Origin of the sequence: Thermobispora bispora DSM 43833 (assembly GCF_000092645.1) — a bacterium.
Lineage (GTDB): Bacteria > Actinomycetota > Actinomycetes > Streptosporangiales > Streptosporangiaceae > Thermobispora > Thermobispora bispora.
The window spans coordinates 453,481-474,362 of the sequence record NC_014165.1; the positions used below are offsets into that span (position 1 = coordinate 453,481).

Genomic DNA, 20,882 nt, shown 5'->3' on the forward strand with positions numbered 1-20,882 from the left:
CGCCGAGCGCTTTTCCCACAGGCGCCGGCGATACCGGTCCGCGGCCCGTACGGCGTTGGCGCCGCTCATGTGGCGCCGCCGGAGTTCGGCGGCCCGAATGCCTTGCACGCCGTACTCACCGAGGCGTGGCTCGCCGTACGCACCGAGGCGCGGTGGTCGGCGCGTTCCGTGTGCACCGGGCGTGGGTCACTTCGTCTCACCCGGCCACGGGGCGGCGAGCCGCCGGATCAGCGTGACCGCCGCCTCGATGACCTCGTCGGCCTCCTCCCGGGTCTCGCAGGTCGCCACCTCACGGCCGGCCTCGCCGATCACCGTGGTCAGCACCGAGACCGTCATGCGGTCGAGCGGACCGGTGCCCGCGCCGAGCAGCACCGCGTTCTGCCGGACCCACTCCCGGCCGCGGGTGCGCCGCATCAGCTCGAAACCGGGCGGCCCGTCCCCGTCCATGAACATCCGTACCAGGTCGCGCCGCTCCCAGGAGCCCTCGAGGACGGCACGCGCCCCGGTGATGAACAGCTCGACCGGGTCGGTCACCCCTGATGCGCGGGCCTCGGCCACCGCGGAGGCCGCGGCCTTCTCATGCGCGGCCTGATGCTCCTCCCACAGCGCGAGGAACAGCTCGCTCTTCCCCCCGAAGTGGTGGTAGAGGCTGCCCACGCTGGAGCCCGCCCGGGACACGATGTCCGCGACGCTGGTCTCGGCGAAGCCCTGCTCGCAGAAGACCTCGCGGGCCGCGCGCAGCATGTTCTTCCGCGTCTCGGCGGTGCGGCTCCACTCCCAGGAGCCGCTCTTCCGTGCCATCGGGTTCTCGCTTCCGTGACCGCCTTTCATTGCTCGCCATCGATCCTAGAATCCGATTCCGGTGCCCCTTCCGCCCGGCCGTCCGCGGCCGCCGGGCGTCCGGAGCGCGATTCCCGGATATCGGCCGGGAAAGTGACCGCGCCGTTTTCGCTAAACATTTTCCGATCAGTATCTGGCGGATCACCGCCGGCCGGAGCGACGCATCGCAGCACCGGCCTCGGCGGCCGCGATCACCGTGAGCCGGATCCCGCTGCCGCGTCCCGGGATCACCGGGCCGATGCGTCACCGCACCGCCCGGCCGGTCACCGGTCCGGGGTCTCCAGATCAGGCCCCGCGCGGGCGGACGGCGGTTCCGGCGTTCCGCTCTCGCGGCCGCCACCCGCCGCAGCGGTGGGCCATGGCATCCGGTCCGGGACAGGCGCCGGGATGAGGCGGGAGAAGGCCGCCGTACCTCTCGGGCTCCCGCGCGCCGGGTCGGGCCCGCCCGCGAGATCAGCACGCGGCCCTGTCCCGTGCCACGCTCGCAGAGGCATGGCCGGGTACGGCACGGCCGGGAGACCGCCGCGCGGCCGAGGACCGCGCGGACCGTGCGTGAGCGGGCAGGCGTTCCCGACCGCGGGCCTGGCATACCGCCCGCGTGCCGGGCCCCGCCCGCCCACCGGCTCGGCCCACCGGTCCGCCGCGCGCACCGCGGGAACGGCCGCCCGGACGCGGGTCTCAGCCGGCGATCAGGCCGGGTGCCGTACCCGGAGAGCGCGGGGAATGACGATCGGCGCTCACCCGGAATCGGCCGGCATCCGATCACAACAACGCCGGTAAGGAAATCCGACGATGCCGTTTCGGATTTCGCTTCCTGAGGAGTTCCTGAGCGTGGCTCGTGTCCTGGTCAGCGGGATCTACCAGCACGCTAACGGTTAGATTGCGAGTCTTGACGCGTTGCCGCAGTGACTTATGCAATGGCACGGCCACGAGCAAACAAAAGCACACTTCGCAATGGAGTACCACAAAATGGTCAAGGTACGTAAAGTTGCCATCTTCTCGCTGGCCGTGGCCGTGACCATGCTGTCGGCCGGGTGCAGCCAAGGGCTGCTCGGCAGCGGCGGCGACTCGGGATCGGCGGCGGAGCAGGGCCCGATCGTCCTCGGCATGCTGATCCCGCAGTCGGGCAGCGAGGCCGCGGTGGGCCCGTACATGCAGAACGCCGCCCAGATGGCCGTGGACGAGATCAACGAGCAGGGCGGGGTGCTCGGCCGCAAGCTGGAGCTGAAGGTCGCCGATGACGCGTGCGACCCGCAGACCGCGGTGGCCGGTGCGAACAAGCTCGTCACCGAGGGCATCGCGGTCTCGGTGGGCGGCTACTGCTCCGGGGCCACGCTGCCCACGCTGCCGGTCTTCGGCAAGGCGAACATCCCGATGATCATCCCGGCGGCCAACTCGCAGGAGCTCGTGGACCAGCGCCTCAAGCACGTCTTCCTCATCAACGGCACCGGGGCGCAGCAGGCGGCCGCCGCGGTGAAGTGGATCACCAAGCGCGGGGCCAAGAACGTCGCGCTGGTGCACGACAACACCAGCTACTCCAAGGACATCGCGGTCCGCACCCAGCAGATCCTCGACGAGCCCGGCGGCCCCGAGACCGCGATCGTCGAGGCGGTGACCCCCAAGGAGAGCGACTACAGCGCCAACGTCACCAACATCCTGGCCAAGAAGCCGGACTTCGTGTACTGGACCGGCTACTTCCAGGAGGGCGGCCTGCTCACCCGGCAGCTCCGCCAGGCCGGCTACAAGGGCGACATCATGGTCGCGGATGGCGCGGTCTCCGAGAAGCTCGTGGAGATCGCCGGCGGCGAGCACGCCGAGGGCGTGTACGCCACGATGACCTACACCCCCGACACCATCGAGGGCGCCGAGGGCTGGATCGAGAACTACAAGAAGAAGTTCGGCACCGCCCCCGGCCCGTACTCGAACCAGGCCTACGACGCGGTGCGGCTGGCCGCCGAGGCGATCAAGCGCGCCGGGTCGACCGACGGTGACAAGATCATCGCCGCGCTGGAGGGCATCGACGGGTTCCCCATGTTCTCCGGACCGCTGAAGTTCACCCCCGAGCACACCCTCGCCACCGGGGGCTTCCAGATCCTGGTCGTCAAGTCGGGCACGTTCGTCCTGCAGGACTCGCTTCAATGATCGGCAGGGTTGATCGACCGGTGACGGCCGGCGCCCTGCGCCCCGGGGACCGCTCCGCTCCCCCGGTGGATGACCGTTCCGGCGGGGTCCGCCGCCCCGGAGCACCGGGGGAGCCGAGATGACGCAGCTGATCTGGAACGGGCTGTTCGTCGGCTCGTTCTACGCCCTGGTGGCGCTCGGCTACAGCATGGTCTACGGGATCATCAAGCTGCTGAACTTCGCCCACGGCGACATCTACATGCTCGGCGCGTTCGCCGGCTTCGCCATCCTCGGCGCGACCGGCGGCGTCTCGCCGGACATGCAGCTCCCCCTGCTGCTCGGGGTGCTGGTCGTCACCATGGGCTTCACCGGGATGTGCGGGGTGCTGCTCGAGCGCATCGCCTACCGCCGGCTGCGCTCCGCCCCCCGCCTCTCCCTCCTCATCACCGCGGTCGGCGCATCGTTCTCCCTCGAGTACGGCGTCCGCGTCATCGCCGGGCCGGATCCCCAGGTCTACCCGGTACGGCTCGGCGGCACCACGATCCACGTGCTCGGCGCGTCGATCACGGTGCAGCAGATCGTGCTGATGGTCGTGGCCGTCGCCCTGATGGTGGCGCTCAACCTCCTCGTCACGCGGTCGCGCGAGGGCCGCGCCATGCGGGCCATCGCGCTCGACCCGCGGACCAGCGCGCTGATGGGCATCAACGTCAACGCCGTGATCGCCCGGACGTTCTTCCTCGGCTCGGCGCTCGCCGGCGCGGCCGGGGTGATGGCCGGGGCGTACTACGGAAAGATCGACTTCATGATGGGGTTCCTCATCGGGCTCAAGGCGTTCACCGCCGCGGTCATCGGGGGCATCGGGAACATCCCGGGCACCATGCTCGGCGGGCTGCTGCTCGGGATGCTCGAGTCCTTCGGCACCTACTGGCTCGGTGGGGAATGGCGTGACGTGTTCGCCTTCGGCGTGCTCATCCTGTTCCTGACCGTGCGGCCGACGGGCCTGCTCGGCGAGCGTGTGACGGAGCGGGTATGAGCGTGCAGACCCCGACATCCACCCCCACCCGCAGGAGGCGCAAGGGCACGGCGCTCGGCCGGGCCATCACGCGGACCTTCGACAACCGGTGGGCGGGCCTCGCCGCCCTGGCCATCGCCCTGCTCGCCCCCTTCGTGATCGCCACGCCGTACGCCCTCTCGGTCATGACCAGCGCGGCGATCTTCGTCATGCTGGCGGCCGGGCTGAACATCGTGGTCGGCTACTGCGGCCTGCTCGACCTGGGGTACGCCGCGTTCTTCGCGGTCGGCGCCTACACGAGCGGGGTGCTCAGCACCCGGTTCGACCTGCCGCTGCTGGCGACCCTGCCCGCGGTCATCGTCGTGACGATCATCGCGGGCATCGTGATCGGCGCGCCCACGCTGCGGCTGCGGAGCGACTACCTCGCCATCGTCACCCTCGGGTTCGGCGAGATCATCCGCATCACCGCCAACAACCTGGAGATCACCGGCGGGCCGTCGGGGATCTACGGCATCCCCGGGCTCACCGACAACGCGGTGGTCTTCTACTACCTGACCGTGGTGGTCGTCGCGGTGGCGGTCGCCGGCGCGGCCCGGCTCGGCCGCTCCCGGCTGGGGCGGGCCTGGCGGTTCATCCGGGAGGACGAGGACGCCGCCGAGGCCATGGGCGTGCACACCTACCGGGTCAAGCTCGCCGCCTACATCGCCGGCGCGATCTGGGGCGGCCTCGCCGGGGTGCTGTTCGCCGCCCACCTCTCCGCGATCTCCCCGGGGAGCTTCACCTTCCTGCAGTCGGCCCTCGTGCTCATGGCCGTGGTGCTCGGCGGGATGGGCTCCACCCCGGGCGTGGTCCTCGGCGCCATCGTGATCAGCCTCCTGCCGGAGGTGCTGCGCGACTTCGCCGACTACCGGTACTTCGCCTTCGGCGTGCTGCTGATCATCTTCATGCTGGTCCGCCCGCAAGGCCTGTGGCCCCACCGCTCCAGGGAGGCGTCGGCATGACCCTGCTGTCGGTCGAGAACCTCAGGCTCTCCTTCGGCGGCCTCCTCGCCATCGACGACCTGTCGTTCTCGGTGGGCGAGGCGGAGATCGTCTCGGTGATCGGGCCGAACGGCGCCGGGAAGACGTCCGCGTTCAACTGCGTGACCGGGTTCTACAAGCCGACCGCCGGGCGGATCCTGTTCCGTGGCCGCGACATCACCGGCCTGCGGCCGTCGAAGATCGCCGGGCTCGGGGTGGCGCGGACGTTCCAGAACCTCCGGCTGTTCGGCGAGATGTCCGTGCTCGACAACGTGCGCGCGGGCGCCCATCTGTGGCTCAAGCAGAGCGTCTTCGACGCGCTGCTCCACACCCCGCGGTACCGCCGGAGCGAGCGCGAGTGCACCGAGCAGGCGCACCACTGGCTCGACTTCGTCGGCCTGCGCGGCGACCGGTACGGCCCGGCCCGGGCCCTGCCGTACGGCGAGCAGCGCCGGGTGGAGATCGCCCGGGCGCTCGCCCGCAAGCCGGATCTGCTGCTCCTCGACGAGCCGGGCGCCGGCCTCAACCACGGCGAGAAGGCCGAGATGCGGGACCTGATCCGCAGGATCCGCCATGACCTCGGCATCGCCATCGTGCTGATCGAGCACGACATGGGACTGGTCATGGAGGTGTCCGAGCGGGTGGTCGTGCTGAACTTCGGACGCAAGATCGCGGACGGCAGGCCGGAGGAGGTGCGCCGCGACCCCGCGGTCATCGAGGCCTACCTCGGCAAGGACGAGGACGAGACCCCGGCGGGGGAGCAGATGGAGGTCGGCGGGGGGCACGATGCCGGCGCTTGAGATCGACTCGCTCCACGTCCACTACGGCGGGGTGCACGCCCTGCGCGGGCTCTCCCTCACCGTCGAGGAGGGGGAGATCGTCGCCCTGCTCGGCAACAACGGCGCGGGCAAGACCACCACGCTCTCCGCGGTCTCCGGGCTGGTACGGCCCAGCGCCGGCCGGATCGTCTTCCAGGGCCGGGACGTGACCCGGGCCAGGCCGGAGGAGATCGTCAAGGCCGGGCTGGTCCACGTGCCCGAAGGGCGCCGGGTGTTCAGCACGCTCACCGTGCACGAGAACCTCCAGCTCGGCGGCTACCTCGTCCGCGACCACGCCGAGCTCCGCCGGCGGATCGACCGGGTGTACACCCTGCTGCCCCGGCTCGCGGAGCGGCGCGACCAGCAGGCCGGCACGCTCTCCGGCGGCGAGCAGCAGATGCTCGCCATCGGCCGGGCGCTGGTCACCGGCCCCCGGCTCCTGCTCCTGGACGAGCCGTCGATGGGCCTGGCCCCGCTGGTGGTCGCCTCGGTCATGGAGCTGGTCCGGGAGGTGAACTCCCAGGGCGTGTCCGTGCTCCTCGTCGAGCAGAACGCCAAGGCGGCGCTGAAGATCGCCCACCGCGGCTACGTGATCGAGAACGGCGAGTGCGTGCTCGGCGGATCGGCCGCGGAGCTGCGGGGCGATCAGCGGGTGGTCGCGGCATACCTCGGCGGAGCCTGATCGGGCGGCGGATCCCGCGGCCGGGGTCCGCCGCCTTCTCCTCCCGGCCCATGGGCGCCCGCCTTCTCCTCCCGGTCCACGGGCACCCGCCATCGCCACCCGGGCCAGGAGCGCCCGCCATCCCCCGCCGGGCTCTGGCCCGGCCTGAGATGGCCGCCCGGCGGGGGTGGTTCCCGGCGAAGCACCGCCTTTCCCGCGAATCCCCGCTTTCTCCCGTTCGTCCTCTCGGCCGGTGCGCGGAACCGTACCGTACGCCGTGATCGTTTCCGCTTAGACCGACAACTTCGCGATCAACGGGAGAGACCGTGGTCTTCAAACGGATGCTGGGAGCCCTCGGCGTCGGTGCCCCATCGGTGGACACCGTGCTCGCCAACCCGCGGGTCCAGCCCGGCGGGACGCTGACCGGTGAGGTCCGGCTCAAGGGCGGCGACTTCGACGCGGAGATCGAGCACATCACGCTGAGCCTGGTCGCCCAGGTCGAGATCGAGCACGGCGACCGCGAGCGCCGCGGGGTCGGCGAGTTCTACCGCTACCAGGTCTCCGGCCCCACCGTCCTGCGCAAGGGCGAGAACCGGGTGCTCCCCTTCCAGATGTCGGTGCCCTGGGAGACGCCGATCACCGAGGTCGACGGGCAGCACCTGACCGGCATGGCGGTCGGCGTGCGCACCGAGCTCGCCATCGCCAAGGCGGTCGACAAGGGCGACCTCGACCCGATCGCGGTCATGCCGCTCCCGTCCCAGCGGGCCGTGCTCGATGCCTTCCCGCGGCTGGGCTTCGCCTTCAAGGGCGCCGACCTGGAGGCGGGGCACATCTACGGCGTGCAGCAGATGCTGCCGTTCTACCAGGAGATCGAGTTCTACGCGCCGCCCCAGTACGCCGGAGTGGTGAGCGAGGTGGAGCTCACCTTCGTCACCAACCCCGGCGGCATGGACGTCGTGCTCGAGGTCGACGGCCGCCGCCTCGGCGACGCGATCGGCCGGTTCACCGTCAGCCACGACGAGGCGCTGCGCACCGACTGGGTCGCGGAGATCGACCGCTGGGTCGCCTCCCTCGGCCAGTATGGGGCGCCCGCCCCCGGGTACGGCGCCTATGGGGACCCGCACGGGTACGGCCCTTACGGGCACCCCGACCCGCACGCGTACGGCCCGCACGGGCACCCGTACCCGCCGCACCACAGCAGCGGACCGGGCTGGGGCACGGTCGCCGCGGCCGGGGCCGCCGGCCTCATCGGCGGCATGATCGCCGGTGAGGTGGTCGAGGAGATCGTCGAGGAGATCTTCGAAGACGACGGAGGCGACGGGGGAGACTGGTGAGTGCCAGCGACCGGGCGCCCCGCTGACGGGCGTCCGGCTCATCCGGCCGCATGAGCATTGGAGAGAGCGATGCGTATCGGCAATGTGTACCGTCCGGACGTCTTCGGCTGCTGGGTCGACGAGCGGCTGCCGGACGTGGCGCGGCGCATGGCGGAGAAGGACGTCGGCGCCCTGGCCGTGCTCGACGGCAACGAGGTCGTCGGGGTCATCACCGAGCGGGACCTGGTCCGGGCGCTCGCCGAGTCGCCGGACGTCTACTCGGCCCGGGTCTCCGAGTTCGCGACCACGGATGTGGAGACGGCGGACGTGGAGGACGACTCCCGCGAGGTCGCCGAGCGGATGCTGGAGGCCGGGTTCCGCCACATGCCGGTGACCCAGAACGGGGAGATGGTCGGCATGGTGTCGATGCGCGATCTGCTCGCCCTGGAGACGTGGTCCGGCTGACCCCGTCCGGGCACGTCCATCACGTCCATCGCGGACACCGAGACATCCCGCGCGTCCAGCGCGGACGGCAGTGGGCTCGCCGGGCCGCCGCCGGACGGGCCGGCGGCTCGGCCCCCACCGAGCCGATCACATGACGGCCGATCGCCCATGACGGGCGAGTGAGAACGCATCCCCGCGCCGCCGGGCTCTCCGCTCCGCACCGCGGCGGGGCCGCTCCCGCCGCCGGGCCGCCGGACAGATTCCGGTCCGGTGCTCGAGGCGCTGATCCGCCCGCGCCCGGTTTCCGGCGTGTGCGCTGTCCGTGAGCTGCAGGGCGAGGGTGAGCACGAGCGAGCCGAGGAAGGGATTCATCTGCCCCCTGCCGCCGCACCGGGCCGATCTCAGATCCCCGCCGGTGCCGGGTTCATCGGGATCCCCGCCGCTGCTCCGGGTTCACCCGGGATTCCGGCCCGGCACGCTCCGCCCCTGGATCAGCCCTCATCGCGTGCGCCCTCGGGTGACGCCTTGCCGGTGCGCCCTCGGATGGCGCGGCCCGTGATCGGGATGCGCCTCACCTCATCCGGGGCCATGGGCACTCGTCGCGCGGCGTCCGGCCCGCGGGCGGTGTCACGCGGTGGCGCCGAGGCCGCGGGTGATGAACCGGTGCATCTCCTCGAACACGTCCTCCGGGACCTGCCGCGGCGGCTGCTTGTCGTCCCACAGGATCCAGCGCATGCCGATGAGCTCGCCGATCCCCATCAGGGCGTAGGCCAGGACCTCCGGGTCGGCGCGGACGATCTCGCCGTCGTCCATCGCCTGGCGCAGGCCCTCCATGTACCCCTCGGCGATCTTGGCGTAGTGGCGGCGCATCGCGTCAGGGGAGACGAACTCGGCCTGGCGGATGATCCGGTAGAGGGCGGGGTGCTCGGCGGTGAACCGGAAGTACCCGGCGAAGCCGAGCCGCTCGCGCTCGGCGCGGGTGCGGCCCTTCTTCGCCGCCTCCGACATGGCGTGCCGTACCCGGCGGTTGAGGTCGGCGACCAGCTCGTCGAAGATCTGCTGCTTGCTCTCGAAGTAGATGTAGAAGGTGCCCTGGGATACCCCCGCCGCCTCGGTGATCTTCACGATGGAGGCCTCGTAGTAGCCGAGCTCGGCGAAGACCTGCTCCGCGGCGTCCAGCAGCTTGCGCCTGGTGCGTTCCCCCCGCTTGGAGAGCGGGGCTCCGCGCGCGTTGGTGGGGACCTCGGCCTCAGGGGTCGCGGTCAAGCTGGACCTCCCTCGCGTCTGCGCTGGTGAGCCAAGCCAAAGATAACAGATGAATCACCACTCATATTGCTCTTGACCTTCGCATGCCCCGGCCCTAATTTGCGAGGTGAATCACGTCTCAACTTTCGGAGGTGCGCGGGTGCAGGGGCTCATCCTCACCCAGGTCGACGGGCCGGTGGCGACGATCGTCCTCAACCGTCCCGAACGGCACAACAGCCTCGTCCCCGAGCTGCTCAGGGACCTGCTCACCGCACTGGAGAAGGTCGCGGACGCCCGCGCCGTGGTGCTCGCGGCCGAGGGGCGCTCCTTCTCCACCGGCGGAGACGTCCGCGCCTTCGCCGAGCGCGACGGCGACGCGCTCCGCGACTACGCCAACGAGCTCGTCGGTCTGCTGGGCGAGACCATGCTCGCCATCATGCGCCTGCCCGCCCCGGTCATCGCCGCCGTGCACGGCATGGTGACCGGTGGCTCGCTCGGCCTGCTCCTCGCCTCGGACATCGTGCTCATCCACCCCTCCGTGACCATCGCGCCCTGGTACACCACGGTCGGCTTCGCCCCGGACGGCGGCTGGACCGCGCTGCTGCCGTACCGCATCGGGGCGTCCCGCGCGGCCGTGGTCCAGTACACGAACACCCCGATCGACGCGGAGACCGCGGTCGCCTGGGGGCTCGCCACCAGGGTCGAGTCCGACGTACGGCGGGCCGCCGCGGAGCTCGCCCGGACCATCGCCGGCCAGCGCCCGGGTGCGGTCCGGGCGACCAAGCGCCTGATCAACGGCGACCTCGACGCGATCGCCGCCCGCCTCGACGCCGAACGCGAGGCGTTCGTCCGGCAGATCACCACCCCCGAGGCCCGCGAGGGCATGACCGCCTTCCTGTCCAGAGCCGCCCGATGAGCACCGTCCGGAGGGGTCCCATGAGAAAGCGCCCGGCCGCGGCGTTCGCCGCGGCGCTCTTACTCGCGGTGGCGGCGGGCCTGGTCCGGCCCGCCGCCGAGGCCGGCGCGGCCACCGTGCTCACCTTCGCCGACGAGGACCGCTCGTCCGAGCTGACCGGGCACGTCGTCCACCAGCGGTACCAGTTCAACACGCCCACCACGGTCACCTACGACCGGGACACCATCACCGGCAACCCCGCCGCGGCCCGGGTCTACGTGGCCGACATGGGCAACCACGTGATCCGCGTCTTCGACCTCAACGGCAAGCAGATCGGCCGGCTCGACGACGCGGACACCCAGCTGGCCCCGGACAGCCCGGCGAGCTCGGTGCCGCAGATCACCGCGCCGCTCGGCATCTACTTCCTCTCCAAGAGCGAGGCCGTCGACGACCGGCTGGCCGGGCTCTACATCAACGACGTCGGCGTGCACAAGCTGCACTTCTTCCGCACCGACCCGTCCAACCCGGACCGGTTCTACTACGTGACCTCCTTCGGCCAGGAGGGCCACGGCGGCGGCGCCGACCTGAAGCTGCCGCGGAACATGACGGTCACCCCGGACGGCCTGCTGTACGTCTCCGACGAGTTCAACCACCGGATCAAGGGCTTCCGGATCGACCCGGACACCTGGACCGCGACCCTCGTCACCACGGTCGGCTCCCAGGGCGGCCCCATCATCCCCGGCACGGACAAGGACTACGGCACCGACTCCACCCACTACGACGACTACGCGGGCGAGCCGCTCAAGCGGGACGGCTTCCGCATCCCGCAGGGCATGACCTACTGGCGGACGCCGGACGGCTCCCGCACCTACCTCTACGTCGCCGACAACGGCAACAACCGCGTCAAGATCTTCGAGGTCGCGGCGAGCGGCACGCTCACCCTCGTCGACATCCTCGGCCGGTTCACGCGGAACGGCACCGCCGACCACCTCAAGCGCCCCCGCGGCGTCCGGGTCGACGTGAACGGCAACCTCTACGTCGCCGACACCTACGGCGGCCGGATCATCCGCTTCCCGAACCTCGGCACCAACACCGCCAAGTACCGCACCTCGCTCAGCGCGGACGCCGCCGCCTCCTGGGTGTACGGCCGGCTCGGCATCCACCAGGTGGAGATGCGCACCCCCGCCACCGCGCTCACCGAGGACGAGGCGTTCCAGCTCCCCAACGACGTGGTCCCGGTGGAGACCCCGAGCGGCGCCCGGTACACCGAGAACATCTGGTCGTGGGGCGTCTACTACCCCGGCGCGCGGGTGCTGCTGGTGAGCGACACCGGCAACCACCGGATCAAGAAGTGCTGGGAGCACCCCACCCAGAACACGATCCTCCGTTGCTCGGTCTCGGCCGGCGTCGGCGGGGTCACCGCCCACGAGTTCTGGGGCCACCCGCGCACGCTCGCCGGCCAGCTCCACGCGGTGGGCGGCATGGACCTGCTGCCCGGGCAGGGGAGCGACCCCGACACCCTGCTCGTCAGCGACACCCCCAACACCGTCATCTACCGCTACGGGCTCGACGGGTCGTACAAGGGCAAGTTCACCGGCGGCTCGATCTCGTACGGGGTCACCGGGCTGAGCGTCTACCCGGTCTCCGGGAGCCACCACGTCGGCGTGCTCGTCGCCGCCGACGCGACCCTGCCCTACCCGTACACCGGGGACAGCTCGCTGCGCATCTACAACCGCGCCGGCGGCTCCGTCAACGTCTTCAACCTCACCACCCGCACCTCCGGCGCCTCGAAGATCAGCTACACCGGCGGGAACTTCCCGGTGGCGATCGACATCGTGCCGGAGGGCGGCTCGTACGGGGTGTTCATCAGCACCTCCGGCAACCGGCTCTACCGGTTCACCCTGAGCGGCTCCTCGCTCACGCTCAACTGGGTGACCGGCGGCCCCGACCCCAGCAAGGGGTCCGACTCCGGCTCGACCTGGAACCTCGGCCCGAACTTCTACGGCGAGGGCGCGGCCGGCACGTTCGACCAGATCCAGGACGTCACCGCCGGCGGCGGCCGGGTCTACGCGGTGGACCGGCGCAACCAGCGGATCCAGGTCTTCAACGCCTCCACCGGCGCCTACATCGCCAAGATCGGCAAGGGTGGCGGCACCTACGACCACCCGGCGTCGATCACCCCCGACGAGTTCTTCCTCCCGCACGGCGTGCGGCTCGACGGCGGCCTGCTGGTCGGCGACGGGTTCAACATGATCGTCCGCGACTACGACGACCCGACCGGGCTGACGCCCGACTCCTCCGGCCGGCTGCCGGTGACCATGCGCGGCTACTGGGTCGACCCGCACCTCGGCACCCGCAAGGGCGGCCTGTTCGCCACCCAGCACGTGCTGCGCGCCGGGCCGTACGTGTTCGTGGACTCCCTGATCTCGAATCGCATCACCCGGATCTCATAGGAGCCGAAAGACATGAAAGTGCCCGATCTGCTCGGCAAGGGCGCCGAGCTGAGCCCCGATTCGACCGCCCTGGTCGACACGCTCAGCGGGCGTGAGTTCGACTACGCCACGGCCTCGGAACGCGCCGGCCGAGCGGCTCGCTACCTCTCCGAAGGGCTCGGGGTGCGGCCGGGTGACCGGGTGGCGGTGCTCTCCGGGAACCGGGTCGAGCTGATGGAGCTGCTCTTCGCCTGCGGGCGGCTCGGCGCGCTCCTGGTCCCGCTCAACTGGCGGCTGTCGGCGGACGAGCTCGCCGGCATCATGGCCGACTGCACCCCCACCGTGCTGATCAGCGACGACACCCACGCGGAGAAGGCGCTGCGGCTCGACGGCAACGCCGTACGGTTCGGCGCGGACTACGAGCGGGCGCTCGCCGAGGCCGACCCGATCTGGGGCCCCACCGAGTGGCCGGACGAGAAGGACCCGTGGTACCTGCTCTACACCTCCGGCACCACGGGCCGGCCCAAGGGGGTCATCCAGACGTACGGCATGGCCGTGGTCAACCACCTCAACATCGGCGTCGCCATCGGCCTGACCTCCGTGGACACCACGCTCAACGTGCTGCCGATGTTCCACACCGGCGGCATCAACCTCTACACCATGCCCACGCTGATCGTCCGGGGCACGGCGATCATCCAGCACGAGTTCGACGCCGCGCTCGCCCTGCGGCTGCTGTCGGAGCGGGCCACGGTGTTCTTCGGCGTGCCCACCGTGTACCAGATGCTCTACGACCACCCGGACTTCGCCACCACCGACCTGTCCCGGGTGCGGTCGTGGTCCTCCGGCGGGGCGAGCATGCCGGTGCCGCTGCTGCACAAGCTCGCCGAGAAGGGCGTCGTGGTACGGCAGGGCATGGGCATGACCGAGACCGGGCCCACCATCTTCCTCATCGACGAGGCCCACGCCCTGTCCAAGGCGGGCTCGGTCGGCAAGCCGCAGGCGTTCACCGAGGTCAAGCTCGTCGACCGGAACGGCGACCCCGCCGACGAGGGGGAGATGCTGGTCCGCGGGCCGGGCGTCACCCCCGGGTACTGGAACCAGCCCGAGGCCACCCGGGCCGCGTTCACCGAGGACGGCTGGCTGCGCACCGGCGACGTGGCCCGCCGGGACGAGGACGGCTACTACACGATCGTCGACCGGGTCAAGGACATGTACATCTCCGGTGGGGAGAACGTCTACCCGGCCGAGGTCGAGAAGGTGCTGCTCACCCACCCGGCGGTGGCCGAGGCCGCGGTCGTCGGGGTGCCGGACGACCGGTGGGGCGAGGTCGGCAAGGCCTACCTCGTGGTCCGCGCGGGCATGACGGTCGATGCCGACGAGATCCGGGCGTTCTGCAAGGAGCGGCTCGCCGGGTACAAGGTGCCCAAGCACGTCGAGGTGATCGAGGCGCTGCCGCGGAACGCCACCGGGAAGGTCCTCAAGGACCGGCTCAGGGTGGTCACCTGGAGCGAGGAGTTCACCGTCACCCAGAAGGACTTCGACCGGTTCGCCGCGCTCAGCGGGGACGACAACCCCATCCACGTCGACCCCGAGTACGCCAAGACCACCCGGTTCGGCGGCACGGTCGCGCACGGGATGCTGATCTTCACCCTGATCCGCGCCGCCGTGCGCCGCCACCACCCGGGCGCCGAACTGACCGAGCAGTTCCTGAAGTTCCCCGCGCCCACCCCGGCCGGGGAGCGGGTCACCATCACCGCGCGGGAGTCGGCGGCCGGGCCCGACCGGATCACCTGCGACATCACCGTGACCCGGACCGACGGCACGACCGTGTGCGAGGCCGTCACCACCATCCGCAGGCCCGCGGCCGGCGGCGACCGTGAGCAGGAGGACGCATGAGCGACTGGTGGGAGCAGGCGGTGGGGCGGTCCGCCACCCTGGAGCGGACCTTCACCGCGGAGGATCTCGCCGAGTACCGCAGCCTCAGCGGCGACACCACCGAGGACCCCGCGGGCGGGGAGAGCGTGCCCGAGCCGCTGATCGCCGGGCTGTTCTCCACGCTGCTCGGCACCGACCTGCCGGGCAACGGGACCATGTACCTCAAGCAGGAGATGCGGTTCCTCGGCCGGGCCAAGCCGGGCGAGACCGTGCGCGCCGAGGTGACCGTCACCGCGGTCCGCCCGGAGAAGGCGCTGGTCGACCTGGACACGGTCGCCAAGGTCGGGGATCGCGTGGTGTGCGAGGGCAAGGCGCTCGTCATGGCCCCGCAGTACGGCCACCGCTGACCCCGTCCCCGTTCCCTCGGCCGGCCTCAGCCGTCCCCCTGAGCCGGCCGGTGGGTGGTCTCCCCGAAGGCCGGCCTCAGTCGTCCCCCTGAGGCCGGCCCCCTGGGTCGTCTCACCGAAGGCCGGTTCCGTCGCGTCCCCATGGCCGGCCCTCGGCTCGTCCCCGAACCCTCGAAGAGGAGAGTTCTCATGAAACGATACGGCGTCGCCCTTTCGGCGCTGCTCGCCCTCACCCTCACCGCGTGCGGATCATCCGGCGGCGAGGACACCTCCGCCTCCGGCTCGTCCGGCGGCGGATCGCCGGTCAAGGTCGGCGTGCTCACCTCCACCAGCGGCCTGGTCGCCGGGTACGGCAAGCAGTTCATCGAAGGCTTCAAGGCCGGGCTCGACCACGCCACCAAGGGCACCGGCGAGGTGGCCGGCCGGAAGATCGAGGTGACCTACCACGACGACGCCGGTGACCCGGCGAAGGCGACCGCCGAGGCCACCGACCTGATCGGCAAGGGCTACAAGATCCTCACCGGCACGGTCTCCTCGGGCGTGGCCATGCAGCTCGCCCCGCTCGCCGGGCAGAACAAGGTGCTCTACATCGCGGGCGCGGCCGCGGCCGACGGGGTGACCGGCAGCAACGCGTACACGTTCCGCTCCGGCCGGCAGACCTGGCAGGACGTGAAGGCCGCCGAAGGGCTCGCCGGCGGCGTGCAGGGCAAGAAGGTGATGGTCTTCGCGCAGGACTACGCCTTCGGCCAGGCGAACGTGGACGCGGTCAAGGCCGTGCTCGGCGAGGCGGGCGGCGCGACCGTCACCCCGGTGCTGGTGCCGCTCAAGACCACCGACTTCACCCCGTTCGCCCGGCAGATCGTGGACGCCAAGCCCGACCTGGTCTTCGTCGCCTGGGCGGGTGACACCGCGCCGAACATGTGGCGCACCCTCGCCCAGCAGGGGGTCTTCGACGTCACCAAGGTGGTGACCACCCTGGCCGACCGGGCCACGTTCGGCTCGTTCGGCCCCGCCGGCGACAAGATCGACTTCGTCGCGCACTACTTCGCCGAGGCGACCGACAACGAGCCCGCCAAGGCGCTGGCCTCCGCGCTCGGCACCACCGCGGACATCTTCCACACCGACGGGTTCACCGCCGCCCAGATGGTGGTCCGCGCGATCGAGCAGGGCGGCGACGACGTGGAAAAGATGATCACCGCGCTGGAGGGCTGGACGTTCACCTCGCCCAAGGGCGAGATGACCATCCGCGCCGAGGACCACGCGCTGCTCCAGCCGATGTTCCACGCCACCTTGGAGGGCGAGAAGCCGCGGGCGGTCGCCACGCTCGGCCCCGAGCAGGTGGCCCCGCCGGCCAACCCCATCAAGCGATGAGCGCCATCCTCGAAACCCACGGCCTCGGCGTCGCCATCGGCGGGGTGCGGATCCTCAGCGACGTCTCCCTGTCGGTGCGGCGCGGCGAGATCATGGCGGTCCTGGGGCCGAACGGGGCGGGCAAGACCACCCTGTTCAACCTGCTCACCGGGCTGCGCAGGCCGAGCGCCGGGCGCATCGTCCTCAACGGCACGGACATCACCGGTGCGCCGGTGTTCCGCCGCGCCCGGCTCGGCCTGGTCCGGAGCTTCCAGATCACCAGCCTGTTCCCGTCGCTGACGGTCCTGGAGAACGCCCGGCTCGCCGCGCAGGTCCACCTCGGCGGCAGCCTGGCGCTGTGGCGGCGGGTGCGACCCACCGACGCCGCCGTGGCCATGGCCCGGGCCGCGCTGGAGACGGTCGGCATCGCCGAGTACGCGGACGAGCCGGCCGGCTCCCTCTCCCACGGGGCCAAGCGCAAGCTGGAGGTCGCGCTCGCCATCGTCGGGAAGCCCGCCGTGCTGCTCCTCGACGAGCCCACGGCCGGGATGAGCGCGGAGGACGTGCCCGAGCTGACCGAGGTGATCCGGCGGGTCCGGGACCGGCACGGCACGACGATCCTCCTCGTCGAGCACCGCATGGACGTCGCGATCGGCCTCGCCGACCGGATGGCCGTCATGCACCACGGAACCCTGCTCGCCTGCGACACCCCCGACGCCGTGATGGCCGACCCGCTCGTGCAATCCGCGTACCTCGGGGAGGCACTGTGACCAAGGCAACCGAGGGCACGATGCTCTCCGTCCGGGGCCTCCACGTCCACCTCGGCGAGTCGCACGTGCTCCAGGGCGTCTCGTTCGACGTGCGGGCCGGCGGCGTCACCGCGCTGCTCGGCCGGAACGGCGCCGGCAAGACCACCACCATGCGCGGCCTGCTCGGGCTGGTGCCCCGCCGCGGCGAGGTGATCCTCGACGGCGAGGACATCTCCCGCCTCCCCACCCACGAGGTGGTCCGGCGGGGCATCGGCTACGTCCCGGAGAACCGGGAGGTCTTCGCCGGCCTCACCGTGCAGGAGAACCTGCTCCTGGCCGAGCGCCCCGGCAGCCCGCACCACTACGACCTGGTCTACGAGCTCTTCCCCCGGCTCAAGGAGCGCCTCAAGCAGCGGGCCGGGACCATGTCCGGCGGCGAGCAGCAGATGCTCGCCCTCGCCCGGGCGCTGCTCAACGACAACCGGCTCCTGCTCATCGACGAGCCCAGCCAAGGGCTGGCGCCGTACCTGGTGGCCGAGCTCACCGAGGCGCTCGCCCGGGCCGCCGAGCTCGTGACCATCGTCCTCGTTGAGCAGAACCTCCGCATGGTCCAGCGCCTGGCCAGGGACGCCGTGGTCCTGGACCAGGGCCGCGTCGTCTGGTCCGGCGGGGCGGCCGACCTGCTCGGCGACGGCGAGCTGACCCGCCAGTACCTCGGAGTGGGGGTGGCGAAGGCGTGAGCACCTTCATCCTGCTGACCGTCACCGGGCTCGGCCTGGCCGCGCTCTACTTCCTCGTCGCCTCGGGGCTGTCGCTCATCTACGGCCTCATGGACGTGCTGAACTTCGCCCACGGCGCCTTCCTCACCCTGGGCGCGTACACCGCCTGGGTGGTGGTGGACGCCACCGGCAGCCTCCTCCTCGGGGTGGCGGTGGCGATCGCCGTCGGCGCCGTGCTCGCGGTGCTCATGGAGACCGCGCTGCTGCGGCGGATGTACGGCTCGCACGTCCCCCAGGTGCTGCTCACCGTCGGCCTGCTGCTCGCGATCACCGCGCTGATCCGGTCGATCTTCGGGACCGACGCCCTGCAGCTCGCCACGCCGGAGTGGATGAACGAGGTCACCGAGATCCTCGGCGCGCCCATCCCGAATAACCGGTTCGTGCTCATCGTCACGGCCGTCCTGGTGTACCTGGCGATGTCCGCCTTCCTGGCCAAGACCCGCTATGGGCTGATCATCCGGGCCGGGGTGGAGAACCGCGCCATGGTCACCGCGCTCGGGATCGACGTCCGGCGCGCGTTCACCCTGGTCTTCGCGATCGGCGGGGCGCTCGCCGCGCTCGCCGGCGCGCTCGCGGGCGTGATCAACAACGCGGTCTCGCCGGAGCAGGGCATGAGCCTGCTGATCTTCGCGTTCATCGTGGTGATCATCGGCGGCCTGGGGTCGTTCCGCGGCTCCGCGCTCGCCGCCGTCCTCGTCGGCCTGCTCCAGCAGTACGCCAACTTCTACGGGGCCGTCGGCGCCGGCGACCTGATCGTCGTCCTCATGCTCGCCGCGATCCTGCTCGTCCGCCCGCAGGGCCTGCTCGGGAGGGCCGCCTCGTGACCGACCAGATGATCCGCACCCGCCCGGCCGTCGAGCCCCGCACCCGGCGCGGCCCGCGCGCCTGGGCCAAGCCCGTGGTGCTGGCCGCCCTGCCGCTGCTCGCCGCGGCCCTGCCGTACCTGGACGTCCAGGTGCCGCTGCTCTTCGACGGGCCGCTCGGCAGCCCCGGCGTGCTCCACGTGCTCTCCCTGATGTGCGTGATGGCCGCGGTCGCGGTCACCTACGACCTGCTGTTCGGGTTCACCGGGCTGCTCTCCTTCGGCCACGGCCTGTACGTCGCCCTCGGCATGTACACCACCGGGATCGTGCTCACCCACACCGACCTCGGCTTCGCCGGGGCCGTCGCCTGGGTGGCCGTGCTCGGCCTGGTCGTGCCGCTCGTGCTCGGCGCCATCTGCCTCCGGGTCGGCGGCATCGCCTTCGCCATGGCGACGCTCGCCTTCGGCCAGGCCGGGGCCATCTTCGTGGTCCGCGACCCGCTCCGGATCACCGGCGGCGAGCTCGGCCTCGCCCTGCCGTACGAGAAGCTCCCGGAGCCGCTCGTCGGGGTGATCAACGCCGGGAACCGGTACTGGCTCGCCCTCGCCCTCCTCGTCGTCACCTACGCCGTGGTGCGCTGGGCGCTCGCCTCGCGGCCCGGCCGGGTGTGGCGGGCCATCCGGGACAACGAGACCCGGGTGCTCGTGCTGGGGCTGCGGCCGTACGCGTTCAAGCTGATGGCCTTCGTGCTCTCGTCGTTCCTGGCGTCCCTCGCCGGCCTGGTCTACGCGCTGATCGCCGGCGGCGCCCACGCCGAGGTGACCGAGGCGACCTTCACCCTCGGCCTGCTCGTCATGGTGGTGCTCGGTGGCAGCGGCCACCCGTACGGCGCGCTCATCGGCGGTCTCGTCTACACCTACCTCAACCACCGCCTGGGCCAGCTCTCCACCACCCTCGGCGGGCCGCTCAGCGAGCCGCTGTTCATCCTCGGCGTGCTCTTCGTCGTCCTGATCCTGTTCCTGCCCGGCGGCATCGTCTCCCTCGTCCGCCGTACCGAGTCCAAAGGAGGAGCGTGACCGTCTGCATCGCCGGTACCTCGAGCTACCTGCCCAGCCGCTGGATGACCGCGGCCGAGATCTCGGCCGCGAGCGGGGTGCCGGAGGACGTGATCATCGAGAGGTTCGGGCTGCGCGGCAAGCACATCGCGGCACCCGATGAGCACGTGACCGACATGGCGGCCCGGGTGGGCGCGCAGGTGCTCGCCGAGACCGGGACCGACCCCGCCGACGTGGACGCGGTGGTGTACTTCGGCTCCACGTGGAAGGAGCACCCCGTCTGGCACGCCGCTCCCAAGATCGCTCACATGCTCGGCACGCACCGCGCGTTCGCCCTCGAGCTCGACTACGTCTCCTGCGGCACCCCGGTGGCGATGCGGGTCTGCCGGGACATGATGCTCGCCGAGCCGCACCTCAACCGCGTGCTCGCCGTCGCGGCCAGCCGGGAGTCGTACCTGCTCGACTACACCAACGTGCGCTCCCGGTTCGCGTTCAACTTCGGCGACGGCGCCGCCGGGGTGCTCTTCACCCGCGACCAGGGCGTGGCCGAGGTCTACGAGACCGAGATGATCACCGATGGGAGCTTCGCCCACCAGGTGCGGGTGCCCGCCGGGGGCAGCGTCGAGCCCGCCAGCGAGGAGACCGTCCGCAAGGGGCGGCACAAGCTCGACGTGTACGACCCGGCGTCGATGAAGGAGGGCCTCGACCGGGTGTCGCTGCCCAACTTCGTGCGGGCCGCCGAGGGGGCGCTCAAGCGCTCCGGGCTCGGGCTCGGCGACGTCGACCACCTGTGCGTGCTGCACATGAAGCGGTCGATGCACCTCGGGCTGCTCGACGCCCTGGGGATCCCCGCCGACCGGGCGCTCTACCTCGACGACACCGGGCACATGAGCGGGGTGGACCCGCTGCTCGCCCTCGACCGGGCCGCCCGGGCGGGCCGGCTCTCCGAGGGCGACATCGTGCTCCTGCTCGCCGCGGGCACCGGGTACACCTGGGCCGCGACCGCGCTCCGCTGGATCGGACCCCGGTCCTGACCGGCCGCGGGTCCTCACCGGCCCCGGACG

General features: G+C 71.4%; 19 protein-coding genes. 17 read left to right on the plus strand and 2 right to left on the minus strand.

Annotation, left to right across the window (positions count from 1 at the left end; translation table 11 throughout):
• Positions 1 to 186: 186 nt before the first annotated feature.
• Entirely contained in the window at positions 187 to 801 is a 615-nt protein-coding gene (locus tag TBIS_RS02030) for a TetR/AcrR family transcriptional regulator (protein ID WP_013130664.1), read from the minus strand.
• A gap of 993 nt (positions 802 to 1,794) precedes the next feature.
• On the opposite strand from TBIS_RS02030, the gene TBIS_RS02035 reads away from it, so the two are divergent.
• From TBIS_RS02035 to TBIS_RS02065, 7 genes are all read left to right on the plus strand, one after another.
• Positions 1,795 to 2,982: a branched-chain amino acid ABC transporter substrate-binding protein gene (locus tag TBIS_RS02035; RefSeq protein WP_241019829.1), complete on the plus strand. Its 1,188-nt coding sequence runs from the start codon at positions 1,795 to 1,797 to the stop codon at positions 2,980 to 2,982.
• Positions 2,983 to 3,100: 118 nt separating this feature from the next.
• The gene (locus tag TBIS_RS02040; RefSeq protein WP_013130666.1) at positions 3,101 to 3,994 is read left to right on the plus strand and encodes a branched-chain amino acid ABC transporter permease; all 894 of its coding nucleotides are present in this window, start codon (positions 3,101 to 3,103) and stop codon (positions 3,992 to 3,994) included.
• Positions 3,991 to 4,974, plus strand: a complete 984-nt coding sequence (locus TBIS_RS02045; protein WP_013130667.1) for a branched-chain amino acid ABC transporter permease — start codon at positions 3,991 to 3,993, stop codon at positions 4,972 to 4,974. The genes TBIS_RS02040 and TBIS_RS02045 overlap by 4 nt, the downstream gene beginning before the upstream one ends.
• Positions 4,971 to 5,792 carry an ABC transporter ATP-binding protein gene (locus tag TBIS_RS02050; protein ID WP_013130668.1) on the plus strand — a complete coding sequence of 274 codons (822 nt, stop codon included), beginning with the start codon at positions 4,971 to 4,973 and terminating at the stop codon, positions 5,790 to 5,792. Before TBIS_RS02045 ends, TBIS_RS02050 begins: the two co-directional genes overlap by 4 nt.
• A complete protein-coding gene (locus tag TBIS_RS02055; RefSeq protein WP_013130669.1) occupies positions 5,779 to 6,492 on the plus strand; it encodes an ABC transporter ATP-binding protein in 714 nt (237 codons plus the stop codon). Before TBIS_RS02050 ends, TBIS_RS02055 begins: the two co-directional genes overlap by 14 nt.
• A 305-nt stretch (positions 6,493 to 6,797) precedes the next feature.
• Positions 6,798 to 7,805, plus strand: coding sequence for a sporulation protein (locus tag TBIS_RS02060; protein WP_013130670.1), 1,008 nt, complete (start codon positions 6,798 to 6,800; stop codon positions 7,803 to 7,805).
• 69 nt (positions 7,806 to 7,874) lie between these two features.
• Complete coding sequence (locus TBIS_RS02065) at positions 7,875 to 8,249, plus strand: CBS domain-containing protein (protein WP_013130671.1); 375 nt, start codon at positions 7,875 to 7,877, stop codon at positions 8,247 to 8,249.
• Positions 8,250 to 8,855: 606 nt separating this feature from the next.
• Here TBIS_RS02065 and TBIS_RS02070 read toward each other — a convergent pair.
• On the minus strand, positions 8,856 to 9,494 hold the full coding sequence (locus TBIS_RS02070) for a TetR/AcrR family transcriptional regulator (RefSeq protein ID WP_013130673.1): 639 nt from the start codon (positions 9,492 to 9,494) through the stop codon (positions 8,856 to 8,858).
• Positions 9,495 to 9,633: 139 nt separating this feature from the next.
• On the opposite strand from TBIS_RS02070, the gene TBIS_RS02075 reads away from it, so the two are divergent.
• The 10 genes from TBIS_RS02075 (at position 9,634) to TBIS_RS02120 (ending at position 20,852) form a co-directional block, all read left to right on the plus strand.
• A complete protein-coding gene (locus tag TBIS_RS02075) occupies positions 9,634 to 10,389 on the plus strand; it encodes an enoyl-CoA hydratase/isomerase family protein (RefSeq protein ID WP_013130674.1) in 756 nt (251 codons plus the stop codon).
• 20 nt (positions 10,390 to 10,409) lie between these two features.
• Positions 10,410 to 12,821 (plus strand): NHL repeat-containing protein, encoded by a 2,412-nt coding sequence (locus TBIS_RS02080; RefSeq protein ID WP_013130675.1) that lies wholly within the window; start codon positions 10,410 to 10,412, stop codon positions 12,819 to 12,821.
• A gap of 12 nt (positions 12,822 to 12,833) precedes the next feature.
• Positions 12,834 to 14,696, plus strand: coding sequence for an AMP-binding protein (locus TBIS_RS02085; RefSeq protein ID WP_013130676.1), 1,863 nt, complete (start codon positions 12,834 to 12,836; stop codon positions 14,694 to 14,696).
• On the plus strand, positions 14,693 to 15,082 hold the full coding sequence (locus tag TBIS_RS02090) for a hotdog family protein (protein ID WP_013130677.1): 390 nt from the start codon (positions 14,693 to 14,695) through the stop codon (positions 15,080 to 15,082). Before TBIS_RS02085 ends, TBIS_RS02090 begins: the two co-directional genes overlap by 4 nt.
• A 189-nt stretch (positions 15,083 to 15,271) precedes the next feature.
• Positions 15,272 to 16,453 (plus strand): substrate-binding domain-containing protein, encoded by a 1,182-nt coding sequence (locus TBIS_RS02095; RefSeq protein ID WP_013130678.1) that lies wholly within the window; start codon positions 15,272 to 15,274, stop codon positions 16,451 to 16,453.
• Positions 16,450 to 17,202: an ABC transporter ATP-binding protein gene (locus tag TBIS_RS02100; protein ID WP_013130679.1), complete on the plus strand. Its 753-nt coding sequence runs from the start codon at positions 16,450 to 16,452 to the stop codon at positions 17,200 to 17,202. The genes TBIS_RS02095 and TBIS_RS02100 overlap by 4 nt, the downstream gene beginning before the upstream one ends.
• Positions 17,199 to 17,921 carry an ABC transporter ATP-binding protein gene (locus TBIS_RS02105; protein WP_013130680.1) on the plus strand — a complete coding sequence of 241 codons (723 nt, stop codon included), beginning with the start codon at positions 17,199 to 17,201 and terminating at the stop codon, positions 17,919 to 17,921. Before TBIS_RS02100 ends, TBIS_RS02105 begins: the two co-directional genes overlap by 4 nt.
• Entirely contained in the window at positions 17,918 to 18,784 is an 867-nt protein-coding gene (locus TBIS_RS02110; RefSeq protein ID WP_013130681.1) for a branched-chain amino acid ABC transporter permease, read from the plus strand. The genes TBIS_RS02105 and TBIS_RS02110 overlap by 4 nt, the downstream gene beginning before the upstream one ends.
• Positions 18,781 to 19,839, plus strand: a complete 1,059-nt coding sequence (locus TBIS_RS02115) for a branched-chain amino acid ABC transporter permease (protein ID WP_013130682.1) — start codon at positions 18,781 to 18,783, stop codon at positions 19,837 to 19,839. The genes TBIS_RS02110 and TBIS_RS02115 overlap by 4 nt, the downstream gene beginning before the upstream one ends.
• Complete coding sequence (locus tag TBIS_RS02120) at positions 19,836 to 20,852, plus strand: 3-oxoacyl-ACP synthase (protein ID WP_013130683.1); 1,017 nt, start codon at positions 19,836 to 19,838, stop codon at positions 20,850 to 20,852. Before TBIS_RS02115 ends, TBIS_RS02120 begins: the two co-directional genes overlap by 4 nt.
• Positions 20,853 to 20,882 lie beyond the last annotated feature (30 nt).